The organism is Pseudomonas sp. MWU13-2105 (genome assembly GCF_023242315.1).
Taxonomy (GTDB): Bacteria; Pseudomonadota; Gammaproteobacteria; order Pseudomonadales; family Pseudomonadaceae; genus Aquipseudomonas.
This window is the reverse complement of sequence record NZ_JALLIY010000033.1, coordinates 1-14,499: the sequence shown is the minus strand read 5'-3', so window position 1 is coordinate 14,499 and position 14,499 is coordinate 1. Positions and strand designations below refer to the sequence as shown.

Annotated in this window: 9 protein-coding genes; 4 read left to right on the top strand and 5 right to left on the bottom strand. The window is 64.1% G+C overall.

Features of this window, described 5'->3' with window-relative positions:
* Window positions 1-88 precede the first annotated feature (88 nt).
* Together M5B96_RS31255 and M5B96_RS31250 are read right to left on the bottom strand one after the other, a co-directional pair.
* Window positions 89-1,795, bottom strand: a complete 1,707-nt coding sequence (locus M5B96_RS31255; protein WP_248800896.1) for a cyclic peptide export ABC transporter — start codon at window positions 1,793-1,795, stop codon at window positions 89-91.
* 76 nt (window positions 1,796-1,871) lie between these two features.
* A complete protein-coding gene (locus M5B96_RS31250) occupies window positions 1,872-2,933 on the bottom strand; it encodes a TauD/TfdA family dioxygenase (protein ID WP_248800894.1) in 1,062 nt (353 codons plus the stop codon).
* Window positions 2,934-3,277: 344 nt separating this feature from the next.
* Here M5B96_RS31250 and M5B96_RS31245 point away from each other — a divergent pair, with 344 nt between their 5' ends.
* From M5B96_RS31245 to syrC, 3 genes are read left to right on the top strand one after another with little or no spacing between them, the layout of a single operon-like run.
* On the top strand, window positions 3,278-5,341 hold the full coding sequence (locus tag M5B96_RS31245; protein ID WP_248800892.1) for an amino acid adenylation domain-containing protein: 2,064 nt from the start codon (window positions 3,278-3,280) through the stop codon (window positions 5,339-5,341).
* A 17-nt stretch (window positions 5,342-5,358) separates the two neighbouring features.
* Complete coding sequence (gene syrB2 / locus M5B96_RS31240) at window positions 5,359-6,294, top strand: syringomycin E biosynthesis L-threonyl-[L-threonyl-carrier protein] 4-chlorinase SyrB2 (protein WP_248800890.1); 936 nt, start codon at window positions 5,359-5,361, stop codon at window positions 6,292-6,294.
* A gap of 56 nt (window positions 6,295-6,350) precedes the next feature.
* Window positions 6,351-7,562 carry a syringomycin E biosynthesis aminoacyltransferase SyrC gene (gene syrC / locus M5B96_RS31235; protein WP_248800888.1) on the top strand — a complete coding sequence of 404 codons (1,212 nt, stop codon included), beginning with the start codon at window positions 6,351-6,353 and terminating at the stop codon, window positions 7,560-7,562.
* Between the two features lie 80 nt (window positions 7,563-7,642).
* Here the strand turns inward: syrC and M5B96_RS31230 are convergent, their stop codons facing one another.
* The 3 genes from M5B96_RS31230 to M5B96_RS31220 form a co-directional block, all read right to left on the bottom strand.
* Window positions 7,643-8,254, bottom strand: coding sequence for an aspartyl/asparaginyl beta-hydroxylase domain-containing protein (locus tag M5B96_RS31230; RefSeq protein ID WP_248800886.1), 612 nt, complete (start codon window positions 8,252-8,254; stop codon window positions 7,643-7,645).
* Between the two features lie 176 nt (window positions 8,255-8,430).
* Window positions 8,431-9,801: an MFS transporter gene (locus M5B96_RS31225; RefSeq protein WP_248800885.1), complete on the bottom strand. Its 1,371-nt coding sequence runs from the start codon at window positions 9,799-9,801 to the stop codon at window positions 8,431-8,433.
* Window positions 9,798-10,802, bottom strand: coding sequence for a cupin-like domain-containing protein (locus M5B96_RS31220; protein WP_248800884.1), 1,005 nt, complete (start codon window positions 10,800-10,802; stop codon window positions 9,798-9,800). Before M5B96_RS31220 ends, M5B96_RS31225 begins: the two co-directional genes overlap by 4 nt.
* A 248-nt stretch (window positions 10,803-11,050) precedes the next feature.
* Here M5B96_RS31220 and M5B96_RS31215 point away from each other — a divergent pair.
* On the top strand, window positions 11,051-14,499 hold a 3,449-nt coding region (locus M5B96_RS31215; RefSeq protein ID WP_248800882.1), incomplete at its 3' end, for a non-ribosomal peptide synthetase.

The window sequence follows — 14,499 nt, the reverse complement described above, 5'->3', positions numbered from 1 at the left end:
GCTGGAAGTTGAGTCGAGCCCGGGGGCCGACCGACTTCGCCCGGCATGGCGAAGGGTCGTCCCTGGGAAAATCAAACAGCGCTGGAAATCAGGCGCGCTTGCCCTGGACCGCGCAATTCACGTCGGAGACGATCTGTCCGTCCACCAACTTGATGATCCGGTCGGCCAGCTGGAAGTACTGGTCATCGTGGGTGATGATCAGCACGGTCTTGCCGCGACGCTTGAGGTCCGGCAGCAGTTCTTCGTAGAAGAAACGCTTGAACGGCGGGTCCTGGTCGGCGGCCCACTCATCGAGCAAGTAGATCGGCCGGTCTTCCATGTAGGCGCAGACCAGCGCCAGGCGTTTCTGCTGGCCGTAGGACAGGGCCTTGGTGGTGGAGTAACCGAGCCCCTCGATCTTGATCTTGTCTTCCAGGCCCAGGGTCACCAGGTATTTCTGCGCCAGATCAGTGCTGGCGTCCTCTTCTTCGTCGGGACCGATCAGCCGGTTGAACAGATGGAAGTCGGAGAACACCGCGGAGAACAGGTCACGGTAGTCGCTGCGCGACTCTTCGGTGATCAGCGTGTCGTCGAGCAGCAACTGCCCGCCCTGGGGGATGTACAGGCCACAGATGACCTTGGCCAGGGTGCTCTTGCCGCAGCCGTTGCCACCGACGATGTAGATCAGCTCGCCGGCACGCACCGTCAGATCAATGGGCCCCAAGCCAAACCCGCTGCCGGTGAGCGGGTCCTGGTAGTTCATATGCACGTTGCGCAACTGGATGCGGCCCCAGGACTTCTTGTGATCCAGGCGCAGCACATTACCGGCTTCGCTGGCGAAGGCTTCCGGCTCCGGATGCGGGTCGTTGATGGAGAAACCGAAATCCGCCAGGCGGCTGCCGGCGATACGGCCCTGGGCCAGCAACGGCATGGCACCGATCAGCAGCGACAGCGGGCCCATGATGTACAGCACCACCAACACGCTGGCGGTCATGGTGGTGGCATCGATCACCCCGACCATGGGGGCGACGAACAGCAGGCAGCCGATCAGCAGCGACAAGGTCAGCTGGCCGACGTTGTCGGCGGCGGTGTACCAGAGCCGCTCGACAAAGTTGTAGCGCGCCACCTGGGTCGAGGACTCCTGGATCGCCGAGCGGCTGAACCAGCGGCGCCGGATGCCATTGAGCTTGAGTTCCTTGAGACCGAACACCAGGGCGTGGGTGTATTCATTGAACGCGGTGAACTCGTCACGCACCTTGCGCGAGAAGGTCACGCCGCTGAGGAAAAAGAACAGGTACAGCGCCACCCCCACCACCATCAGGCCAAGGGTCAGCGCGAACACCACCCAGGACAGGTAGGCCAGATAGGCGATGCCGAACAGCAGTACCGCCAGTTCCACCAGCACCGACGGCATGATCACCAGGGTGCTGTTGAGCTGGGGAATATCACTGGTCAGCATCGTCAGGACATTCGGCGCCCCGCGGCGGTCGATTTCTTCCAGGGGCGTGACGAGGATCTTGCGGCACAGGGCAATCCGCAGGCGGGTCATGATGCGCATGCTGGCGTAGGCCGGAAACAACGCGGCTCCGTTGCGGAACAACAGCGACACCGCACTCAGGCCGACGAACCAGTACAACGACTGCAGCTGGAAACTTTCTTCATGAATCGCCTGGTTGATCACCTTGATCACCGCGATGGACGCCACGCCACTGATGATCCCGGTCAACAGGGTCATCAGCGTCAGCCAGGGATGGCTGCGCCACAGCAGACGCATGACCGAGCCAGGCCTGGCCTTCTTCTCTTGCTCGTTTTTCATTGGTTGCTGTCCTTGATTGCATCAGCCCGCGCTGTGGCCGGTCGTTGAAAGTCCTGGGTCACTCGATTTGCGTCACTCAGGTCGGTTGCCAGACATCGTCGCGGGCGGTCATTTCGCCCATGGCGACGACAATCAGGCGGGGTTCTTCATAGGGATCACGGGCATGGGCGGCGAGCATGTTGTCGAGCATCACCACATCACCCTTGCGCCAGTCGAAGCGCACCGCGCAAGCCTCGTAGGCTTCGCCGATCAAGCTCATCACCGAGTCTTCGATCGCCGAGCCGTCGCCGTAGCTGACCAGGCGTGGCAAGCGGTCGGCGCCGAACATGTCGAGCAGATCCTCGCGCATCTCCTCGCCCAGGCAGAACGGGTGGTGCAGTTGCACCTGATTGAAGAAGCAGCGCTCACCGGTGAACGGATGGCTGATCACCGCCGGGCACTGGGTACGGATCTGCAAGGTGTCGCTGTCGAGCCATTCGAAGTCGGTGCCCTGTTCGCGGCAACGCTGTTCGACGACAGCCCGTTCAGCCGTGCCGAAGAACGACTCCCAGCTCGGCTCGACGCCGGCGGTAAAAGTACGGCTGTACATCAACCCCTTGCTTTCGAAGCGCGCGACCACCTCGGCCGGCAGACGCTGGAGCACCTGGCGAATGTCCGCCAACGGCGTCGCACCACCGGCCCGTGACGGCTGCTCGCAGAAGAACCATTGCTTGCGTGGCCAGCTTTCCAGGTGCGAGCTCTCATTGTGATAGAGAATCATCTCGCGCTCGGGATAAGGCGTGGAGCGATAGACGTTACGCCCACCCTCTTTCTTTGGCAGATCGCCATAGGTGCCGTGCAGACCGGGTGACAGCGCCTCGGCAAAGGCCTCGAAAGCCGCCACCGAGCCCAGCTCGAAACCACGGAACAGCACCGCGCCGTGACGGCACAGCAAGGCCTCGATCGCCTCGCGTTGCGCGCTCGCCCACAGCACCGGATCCAGCCCGGCCACGGCCGGCTCGATCACCACGGGCAAACTGCTGCCGGCAGCCAGCAGGGACAAACGTACCGACGGATCACCCGCCCGATCGGGCCAGGCCGGCGTATCCGCCAGCGATTCCTCGGTGAAAACAGGCGAAGCGTTAGCTTGAAGACTCATGACAAAACTCCTGGACCACAGCCCCTACATCCACGTTGTACGGGGCAAGATCAACAGGCTCCGCCGCCGCGCAAGGATAAAAACACCGATGGCGGGGGCCTGTCTGTCACCGCAAACCGGGACAGAGGCCAACCGCCCCGCCGATCCGTCGCGATCACCGCCGGCACGCCTTTGTCCCCATTTCCCGCGACAGACGCCAGCAACCGCTCAGTGCTGAAATGCGGCAACTGCGGATCGTGCCGGCTCTTCGTATGAATCCTCCAGGCCGCAGGGATGTCTCGAGTGCAGCGCCTTTCGCCACGGCGAAAATACGTTGCACCTGTTATTACACAGGAGCGTTATTCATGCCGATCAAGAACCCTGGCGAATCGGTCAACACCGCGCCAGCCCCTCTCACGCCCGGTGCCTTCCTGCATGAGATATTCAGTGCCCGGGCGCGTGAATTTCCCGAGCGCACGGCGGCGTCCGACGCCACCCGGACATTGAGCTATGCCCAGCTCGAGGCGCTGTCGTCGAAGCTCGCGGCACGTCTGCGCCATGAAGGCGTCAAGGATGGTCTGCGCGTGGGCATGTACCTGCCGCGCGGTGTCGACCTGGTCATCAGCCTGCTCGGCATCCTCAAGGCCGGTGGCGCCTATGTCCCGATCGACCCGCAATACCCGGGCAAGCGTGTCGCGCACATCGTGCGTGACAGCGGCCTGGGCCTGGTGATCGGCGATGCCGCGAACCTGCCGCAAAGCCCGTCCCTGCGCGTGCTGTCCCTCGACCAGTTGCTGTCCGCGCCGGAACTGGAGCTGAGCGTCGACGGCAGCCACCGCGACCCGGACCAGGCCAGCGCCTACGTCATCTACACCTCCGGTTCCACCGGCGAGCCCAAGGGCGTGCTGGTTTCCCACGGCAACGTCAGCCGCCTGCTGGAAAGCACGCAACGGAGCTACGGCTTCAATGCCCAGGACGTCTGGTCGATGTTCCACTCCATCGGTTTCGACTTCTCGGTCTGGGAAATCTGGGGCGCCCTGGCCCACGGCGGCCAAGTCAGCGTGGTGCCATATGACGTGTCGCGCTCGCCTGCCGCCCTGCGCCAATGGCTGGCCGACCAGCGCGTGACCGTGCTCAGCCAGACCCCGTCGGCCTTCCGCGGCCTTGACGAGGCCGATCGCGGCGCCAGCGCGCCCCTGGCCCTGCGTTATGTGGTCTTCGGTGGCGAAGCGCTGCCGGCCACCGTGCTACGGCCCTGGGTGGCCCGCCATGGCGACCAGAAGCCGGCGCTGATCAACATGTACGGCATTACCGAAGCCACGGTGCACAGCACCTTCAAACGCGTGCTGGGCCAAGACCTGGAAAGCAGCGCAATGGTTTCCATCGGCAAGCCACTGGACGGCTGGAGCCTGCACCTGCTCGACGCCAACCTGGTTGCGGTGCCACAGGGTACGGCCGGCGAGCTGTACATCGAAGGTGCGGGCGTGGCCCAGGGCTACCTGAACCGCGCGACCCTCGACGCCGAGCGCTTTATCCAGTTGCCCGGCACCTCGACCCGCGTCTATCGCACCGGCGACCTGTTGATCCTCGACAACGATGGTGAGTACCGCTACGCCGGCCGTAGCGACGAACAACTGAAAATCCGTGGTTTCCGTATCGAGCCGGGCGAAGTCGAAGCCTGCCTGCAAACCAGCCCGAGCGTGGCCGCCGCCCATGTCGGTGCCCACGACTATGGCGATGGCGACTGGCGCCTGGTGGCCTACGTGGTACCCACCCAGGGCCTCGGCGCCTGGACCGAGCAGACCCGTGGCGAAGTTGCCGCCCTGGTGGCCGCGAGCCTGCCGGACTATATGCGCCCTTCGACCTACCTGGCGCTGGCGCAACTGCCGGTCACCGACCACGGCAAGATCGACAAGCAACAGCTGCCCTCGCCGACCGCCGGCGTCACCCCGTCGCACTCGGTGGACGCCCAGGGTCTCAGCGAACCGGAGCAGTTCGTGCTCAAGGTCTGGAGCGAAGACCTGGGCCTGAAGAACATCGGCCTGAATGACGACTTCTTCGATTTCGGCGGCACCTCCCTGGCCCTGATCCGCTCCCTGAGCAAGCTCAAGGCCCACTACCAGATCAACCTCGACCCGGGTGTGCTGGCGAACGGCGCGACCGCCAAAGTCCTGGCCGACTACATCGCCCGCATCCTGGCTCCGGGGCAGTTCGTGCTCAAGGTCTGGAGTGAAGACCTGGGTCTGAAGAACATCGGCCTGAATGACGACTTCTTCGATTTCGGCGGCACCTCGCTGGCCCTGATCCGCTCCCTGAGCAAGCTCAAAAGTCATTACCAGATCAACATCGATCCCGGCGTCCTGGCCGACGGCGCAACCGCCAAGGCCCTGGCCGATTACATCTCCCGCACTCTTGTTCAAGCCCATTGACCGAAAAGGAAAAGCCCGTGAGCAAAAAATTCGCCTTGACCCCGGAAGAGCGTGCCTCGTTCGAAAAGAACGGTTTCATCGGCCCGTTCGACGCCTACTCGCCGGAAGAAATGAAAGAAGCCTGGAAACGTACCCGCCTGCGCCTGCTCGACCGTAGCGCCGCGGCTTACCAGGACCTGGACGCCATCTCCGCCGGCACCAACATCGCCAACTACGACCGCCACCTGGATGACGAATTCCTCGCCAACCACATCTGCCGCGCGCAGATCTGCGACCGCGTCGAAAGCATCCTCGGCCCGGATGTGCTGTGCTGGCGTACCGAGTTCTTCCCCAAGTACCCGGGTGACGAAGGCACCGACTGGCACCAGGCCGATACCTTTGCCAACGCTTCCGGCAAACCGCAGATCCTCTGGCCGGAAAACGAGGAATTCGGCGGCACCATCACCGTCTGGACCGCGTTCACCGACGCCAACATCGCCAACGGTTGCCTGCAGTTCATTCCTGGCACCCAGAACAGCATGAACTACGACGAAACCAAGCGTATGAGCTACGACCCCGAAGCCAACAACAGCGAGGTGGTCAAGGACGGTGTGCGCCGCGGCTTCTTCGGCTACGACTATCGCCAGTTGCAGATCGACCAGGACTGGAAGCCCGACGAGGAATCCGCCGTGCCGATGCAGATGAAGGCCGGCCAGTTCATCATTTTCTGGTCGACCCTGATGCATGCCTCCTACCCGCACAGCGGCGAGACAGAAGAGATGCGCATGGGCTTCGCCTCGCGTTATGTGCCGTCGTTCGTGAAGATCTACCCGGACTCGGAGCATATCGAAGAGTACGGCGGTCGCATCAGCCTGGAGAAATACGGCGCGGTGCAAGTGATCGGTGATCAGACACCGGAATACAACCGTCTCGTCACCCATACCACCCGCGGCAAGAAATTCGAAGCGGTCTGACCGACACGGACCAGGCGACAGTTGGCCTGGCAATGTGCCTACAGGAGTTGAAATCCATGACTATTTCCACCGACGCAGCCATGCGCCTGTGCGAGACCGTGAGGATGCTTAGGCACCTTGCCATCCATCTGCCCGACCCCATGTGCCTGAGCTTTCTCGCCCCGGACAATGGCCTGCTCCCCGAGCAGGCTTCGCCCAGCGTGAGGGCCACGGAACGGGCGATCAATGCCGCCTTTGCACGGATCGGCGTGCGCACCGTACAGTACCTGCACGGTGGCGAGGCCCAGCTGTCGTCGTTCGAATTCTTTATCAGCCGGAAAATCTGCCAGGCGCTCGATTACCGCTACGATCACTTCGACGATACCGAAGAGGCCAAGGCGTTCGGGCGACTGCTCAAGCATTTCGAATTCAGCGGTGCCGTGCCGGAGGTTGAGACACTGCACCTGAACACCCGCGACAACGTCTCCCTGGCGGTGCATGCGAGCACCGACCGGGAGCGGCCGGCGATTGTCCTGGCCCTGCCCTGCGGCATGCCCTTCGACCTCTGCCGCGACTGGTTCAACGCCCTCAGCGAACGCTTCTTCGTGGTCACCTGGGAGACCCGCGGGCTGTTCGGTTCCTGCGCGGCCTTCGACCAGGTCGCGGTGGACACCGATGCCCAGGTCGCCGACCTGATCAGCGTGATGAATCACTACCAACTGTCGACCGCGCACCTGATGGGTATCTGCGGCGGCGCGGTGATCGCCCTCAGCGCCGCGGCCATCCTCGGCGACCGGGTCAATTCCCTGAGCCTGTGGCACGGCGACTACAACCTGGGCGACAACAACCTGCGCACCGCCCATCAGCAGAACTTCGAATGGCTGATGGAAGCCGCGGCCTATGACCGCCACGAAGCCAGCGACCTGCAGGCGATGTTCCTCGACCAGGCGACGCTGGCCACCACGCCGGAGCCGATTGCCCATGTGGTGCTCTACCCCTACGTCAACCCGGAGCTGTTCTACCGCTATGCACGGCTGAACGATGCCTTGAACAAGACCGAGCTGGCGTCACGGCTGGCGCGCATCACGGTGCCGACCCTGGTGGTCGCCGGCGATGCCGATGAAACCACGCATATCGGTGGTTCGCGCCATATCGCCGCGTCGATCGACGATGCCATCCTGCATGTGCAGCAGGACGGCAGCCACCTGGCGTTCTTCGCCTCCACCCAGGACTCGAAACAGACCGCCTTCCGCTTCCTCGAAGCAACCCTCCAGCCTGAGATTGCCTGACAGTCTCCCACTAAAAAAGGGGGCTTATGCCCCCTCCCGCTGTAATAGCGGCCCGATTACTCGGACCGCCCGCGCCGATATCAAGTATCCATGTGCTTTTCGCGATGAAACTCAAGATAGAGCACGGTGCGGTGTGCCCGCGAGGCATTGACCGCGAAGTGATCCAGGGAGCCGTCGAAGATCACCAGGTTGCCGTTGGTGCTCTGATTGAAGCTGCCATTGACGTTGAGGTAGGCATAGTTCTGGGTGAGCGGTGCATCGATGGTCAACTGCATATGCAGCAGGCCTTCTTCCCAGGTACCAGTATGCGAATGGGTACCGAGGAACACATTGGGTTCCATGCGCAGCAAGGCGCACAGCTTGATCCCGGGAATCTGTTTCAACAGCTCGATGGTCCCCGGCATGGCGGCCTGGGCATAGGGGATCGGCGTGTCGTAGGCCACCAGGCCGTACTGGGTCCACTCGGGCATGACGTCCATATCGTCGCCCCAACCCCAGAGCCAGCCATACTCGCCGCCAGCCTCCATATGGGCAGCCACTTCATCGACGATCTCGGTGATCGACTTGCCGACGCGGTTGATGGTCAGGGTCGGGGCATCGAGGGCGAGAAACTCTTCACGGATCACTTCCCAATTGTCGGCAAGATGCTTGAGCTTGGGGAAGCGCTTGGGTTCATAAAACGACGGACGCATAGGTCCTCCTTTATCGATTGTTGTCGGCTCGGATGGCGGTGCGGCGCAGTCCTGTCGAATCCGGGACGTCGCGCGGGAGCTTGCAAAGGTTGACCCACGGGACCTGGCCTGTCTGTCACGGGAATCCGGTACAACCCGTGGGGCAGCCCGTTGCACAGGGGCGCCCCACCCGGCTGTCACAGAGCATCGGCCCGGGCCGGATCGCCGGCGCGCAGGGGCGCCGCTTCAGCCGGCACGCCCTCCAGGCGGCGCATCGGCCCGTAGACCAGGACCGTCAGGGACAGCAGCGCGAAGAGCGCCCCCGCCACCACGAACAGCATGCCCACGCCGCGTCCAGCGCCCACCCCGATCCAGCGCCCGATCGACTCGGCATAGGCCCCGCCGGGCAACAGCGCCGGCTGGAACCAGTGGTCCACCAGCAGGCCACCGACGAAAATCACCAGACTCGTGGTGGCGATGGTCAGCATGCTGATCAGGGCAAACACACTGGCGCGGTTGCCGGCGGGGATCTTGCGCATCCACAACGAGTTCACGCTGGCATCGGCGATGCTCGCCGCGGTGATCGCGACGAAGGCCAGGGCGCAATAGGCAACGGCATGGGAGACCGTACCCATGGCCATGACGCAGATCGACAACAGCAGGTCGGCCACCGCCACCAGCACCATCAGCCGCCGCGGGTTGCCCATGGAAATCAGCAAGCCGGCACCCGACAGCCCACCCAGCGCCGCCCAGGTGTAGGCCAGGCCCAAGGTCTGGCTGCCCAGGGTGGACAACAGCAATGGCGTCATCATCAGCGTCGCCAACGACAACAGCGCGTTGCGCAGCATGGTGTAGAACAACAGTCCGGCCATCACATGACTGGCGGCGAAAAACCTCAACGCGGCCGTGATGTTATTCAGCGAACCGCGTAATACCGAGCTCTTGCCGACAGCCTCGGCGCGCCCCGGCGCCGGCCGCACATGGGAGAACGCCTTGATCACCAGCAAGGTCCCCGAACAGAAGGTGATCAGGTCCACCGCCAGGATCGGCACGAACCCGGCCCTGGCCATGATTGCCCCGGCGAGCAACGGCGCCACCAGGGCCGAGGCATTCTTGCTGATGCCCATCAGGCCCGAGGCCCGGGTGAACTTGTCCGGGGCGACAATCGAGTTGACCGCCGCTTGATAGGCCGGCTTGCGGAATGCCGAGACGATCGAGGCCATGCAGTTGAAGATATACAGGTGCAACGGCTCCAGCCGGTCGAACCAGAGCAGGCCCATGACGCCGAACAGCAACAGCGCCAGGCTGACGTCGCAACAGACAATGATCAGCCGATGACTGACCCGGTCGGCCAGCCCACCGGCCAGGGGCAGGAAGATCACCGCCGGCAAGGTCGCCGCCAGCACCACGTTGGCGAAGGCGACCGCCGAGCCGGTGTGGGAATAGACCCAGACGCCGAGGGCAAACTCCATCAGCGCCGTGCCGACGATCGCCAGGGACTCGCCGCACCACAGGTAATAGAAACTTCGCCCCAGGTCGAAAGCTGGCTGACGGCGCTTGCGGCTCATGGGCGCACATCGCGAAGCGTGAACACACCGATCACCTTCTGCGCCAGGTGCCAGGCCAGGGAATAGGCCACCGCCCCCAGCACCAGCGGCGCCAGGCGGGAAAACAGATAGGTGCGCAGAACGCGCCTGGCGATCGGCGAGCGGATGTCGCCACTGACATGCAAGGGCGTCGGGAAGGTCGCGGCCACCGTCGCGCCAAATGCGTCATCCATCGATTGCACGGCGTGCCACCAGTACACCGGGATATACAGCGCATCGCCCGGCTCCACCACCGTGCGCAGCGCCCGCAGGCCACGGGTGCCGGGGAAGCGCCGGGTATCGATGTCGTACAGGTAGCCCGCCTCCTCGACCACCGGTCGCAGCGCCCGCCAGCTGGCCTCGTCCGGCGGCAGCAGCAACACCTCCTTGGCCCCGACCACCTGGGCCATGAAGGTCTCGTCGACGACATGGAAATGCCAGTCGGTGTAGGAGTTGCGGTAGAGAAAGCTGCGATGCGGCGGATAGTGCCGGGACTTGGACAGTTGCGGCATGAACGGCAGGCCGCCGACATCATCCTTCATCTGCTCGATGGCCGAGCCTTCGGAAAAACGGCAACTGTCGGCCACCAGTGGGTCATGCCCCCGGCCCAGTTCATCGAGAAACTGGTGAAACGGCATCTCCCGGTAGACCGTGCCGGCATACTCGGTCAACGCTGCCTTGACCTCGGGGTTCGACCAGCCGATGACCTCCGAGACGATCTTCGAACGCACCACCACCGGCTTGTTGCACGAATGCGTCTTGAAGTAGTCCAGCTGCTGCCATTTCTCGAACGCCGGCCAATGACGCACGGCATTTTTTACCAGGCAGGGACGGTTGTGGTTGACGTAACGACGGGTGAACTCCTCCCGGGAAATCGTCAGCGCATCGATCACTTCGACAGGTCCGGCCTGGGGGTGATTGGGAAACCGCGACAGACTCCAGAACTTCGACTCAGGGCGATCCACTTCGGCGATCAATGACATTGTGCGACCCTCGCAAGAACACTCAGGGCCGTTGATATAACAGACTCGCGCGCGCGTTCCCAAGCGCGCCGATAGCTCGCCGCGCAGGGTTGTCCCTGCTTCCCATGACAGACATCGTCCAGTGGATGCTCTAGTTTTTTCCCACGCTATTCCTTCGTCCCGCTGACAGGCAGTTGCCCAGATTCCTACGTGACACTGCCCTTCGAGCGGCGACGAACCCACTGAATTCTGCAAACAGGTGCTCCGAAATGGATTCGTCGACCGACAAGCTGTCCGCGCAAACCCGCGCGTCCCACGAACTGGCCTCGGTCCAGCAAGGCATCTGGCTCGATCAGATCGCACACCCGGACCTGCCCTACTACAACATCGGCATGTCCCTGGAGATCAAGGGCGAGATCAATATCCCGTTGTTCGAAAAGGCCATCGAGATGGTCGCCAACCGCAATGACACCCTGCGCCTGAGCTTCAGCCACGAGGGTGGCACCGGTCGCCAGCGGGTCCTGCCCGAGGTCAAGGTCAAGCTGGAAGTGGTGGAGTTCTCCGAGGCCGACGACGATGCCGGGCTGGCCATGGCCTACCTGCGCGAAGCCTTCCGCCAACCGTTCGAATCGCTGACCGGGCAACTCTGGGAAGCCCGCCTGGTGCGTTGCGGGCCGCAGCGCCATTACTGGCTCAACCGCTATCACCACCTGGTCACCGACGGCATCGGCGTGGCCCTGATCGGCCATGCCGTGGGCGCCGCCTACAACGGTCTGCTGGCCGGTAACGAGGAGGTCGCCGAAGGCCATTCCTACCTGTCGTTCCTCGAGGAAGACCGGGCTTACCTGCAGTCCGCGCGCTACGAGCGCGACCGCCAGTTCTGGCAGGACACCTATGCGCAACTGCCACCGCCGCTGCTGCAACGCCGGGCCGACTTCAAGGCCGGCAAGGCCAACGAACTGGCGCCCAGCGAGCAGGTCCAGGCCATGCTGCCACGGGCGCTCTACAACGCCCTGACGCAGTTCGCCAGCGAGCGCAGCCTGTCGGTGGCACATGTGCTGATCAGCGTGGTCAGCACCTATTTCTGCCGCACCGTGGGGGTCGATGAAATCGTTATCGGCATGCCCGTGCACAACCGCACCACCGCCCGCCAGAAGGCCACCGCCGGGATGTTCTCCTCGGTCAGCCCGATTCGCCTGGCGGTGGATCCGCAAGGTTCGCTGCTGGACCTGATGAACGTCGCCGGCGGACAGTTGCGCCGCTGCTATCGCCACCAGCGCTTCCCGATCGCCGAACTCAACCGCACCCTGCGCCTGGCGCAGACCGGGCGCCGGCAGTTGTTCGATGTCTCGCTGTCATTCGAAAGCCTGGACGGCGACGATCAGTTCGGCGGCACCTCGTCGCGGGTGATCACCATGGACAACGGCTACGAGCAGACGCCGATGGCGATCTTCGTCCGCGATTACCACCCGTACGAAGACGTCCATCTGGACTTCAACTTCAACACCGCCTACTACAGCCTCGAAGAAGCCCAGCGCCTGCAACAACGCATGTTCGCGATGCTCGAAGCGGTGCTGGAGCAATATGACACGCCGGTAGCGCACTTCCCGCTGATGGCCGAGGACGAGCGCCAGCGCCTGCAGGTCGCGTTCAACGCCAGCGCCCGCGAGTATCCTCGCGATGTGCTGATCCATCAGTTGATCGAACAGCAGGCCGCCCAGCGTCCGGACGCCTGTGCCGTGCGCGGCGATGGCGGGCCGTTGCTCAGTTACGCGCAACTCAACCGCCGGGCCAACCAGCTCGCCCATCGCCTGATCGAGCTGGGTGTGGCGCCGGATAGCCGCGTCGCTGTCAGCCTGCGCCGTGGCCCGGAAATGGTCGTGGCGCTGCTGGGGATTCTCAAGGCCGGCGGCGCCTATGTGCCGATCGACCCGGATCTGCCGAGCGCCCGCCAGGCCTATATGCTCGGCGACAGCGCCCCACGCGCGCTACTCACTACCCTGGAGTGGGTCGACAGCCTGCCACCGTCGAATGTGCCGGTGCTGATCCTCGACGACACCGCCGACAGCGCACAGCTGGCCGCACAACCTGCCCACAATCCGGACGCCCGGGCCCTCGGCCTGCTGCCGACCCACCTGGCCTACGTGCTCTACACCTCGGGCTCCACCGGCACGCCGAAGGGGGTGATGAACGAACACCTGGGCGTGGTCAACCGCCTGCTCTGGGCCCGCGACGAATATGCCGTCGAGGCCGGCGACCGGGTCCTGCAAAAGACCCCGTTCGGCTTCGACGTCTCGGTCTGGGAGTTCTTCCTGCCGTTGCTCAGCGGCGCCGAGCTGGTCATGGCCCGCCCGGGCGGCCACCAGGAGCCGGACTACCTGGCCCGGGTGATGCGCGACAACGGCATCACCCTGCTGCACTTCGTACCGTCGATGCTCGACCTGTTCCTCGAACACCGCGCCGCCCGCGACTTCCCCGAGCTGCGCCGGGTACTGTGCAGCGGCGAAGCCCTGCCCCGTGGTCTGCAACGGCGTTTCGAACAGCAACTGCCAGGGGTCGAGCTGCATAACCTGTATGGCCCGACCGAAGCGGCGATCGACGTCACCGCCTGGCAATGCCGCCCCACCGATCCGGGCGAAAGCGTGCCGATCGGCCGGCCGATTGCCAATATCCAGATGCATGTGCTCGATGCCCTCGGCCAGGTGCAGCCCCTGGGCGTGGCCGGGGAGCTGCATATCGGCGGCATCGGCGTGGCTCGGGGTTACCTGAACCAGCCACAGCTGAGCGCCGAACGTTTTGTCGCCGACCCGTTTTCCAGCGATCCGCGGGCGCGCCTGTACAAGACCGGCGACCTCGGTCGCTGGCTGGCCAACGGTGCGCTGGAGTACCTGGGTCGCAATGACTTCCAGGTGAAGATTCGCGGCCTGCGCATCGAGATCGGTGAAGTCGAGGCCGCACTGGCCTTGTGCGCCGGGGTTCGCGAAGTGGTGGTGATCGCCCGCGAGGACGATCCGGGCCAAGCGGACAGCAAGCGCCTGGTCGCCTACCTGTGCGGCGAGCCGGCCTCTGCCGAACAGCTGCGGGTCGAATTGCTCAAGCACCTGCCCGAGTACATGGTGCCCAGCGCCTTCGTCCATCTGGATGCCCTGCCACTGACCGCCAATGGCAAGCTCGACCGCCGCGCCCTGCCCGCCCCCGGCCTGGAATCCCTGGCCAGCAAGGCCTACGAGGCACCGCAAGGCGACACCGAAGTGGCCATCGCCGAACTCTGGAAAGCCCTGCTCGGCCTGGATCAGGTCGGCCGTCACGACGGTTTCCTCGAACTCGGCGGTCACTCGCTGCTCACCGTGCAACTGCAAGCCCGCCTGCACCAGGACCTCGGTGTCGAGATCGACCTGCGCACCCTGTTCGGCCTGACTTCCCTGCAGAGCCTGGCCGAGTGCGTGGACCAGGCGACCCAGTCGCGGGTCCAGCCGATTGAAGCGGTGTCCCGCGACCAGGACCTGCCGCTGTCCCTGGCCCAGCAACGCCTGTGGTTCCTCGATCAACTGGACCATGCCGCCAGCGTCGCCTATCACATGCCGGCGGCCCTGCGCCTGCGTGGCCGGCTCGACCGCAATGCCTTGCAGCGCGCCCTGGACCGCATCGTCGCCCGCCATGAAAGCCTGCGCACCACCTTCGAGCGCCTTGACGGTGAAGTCCGCCAACGCTTCGCCGC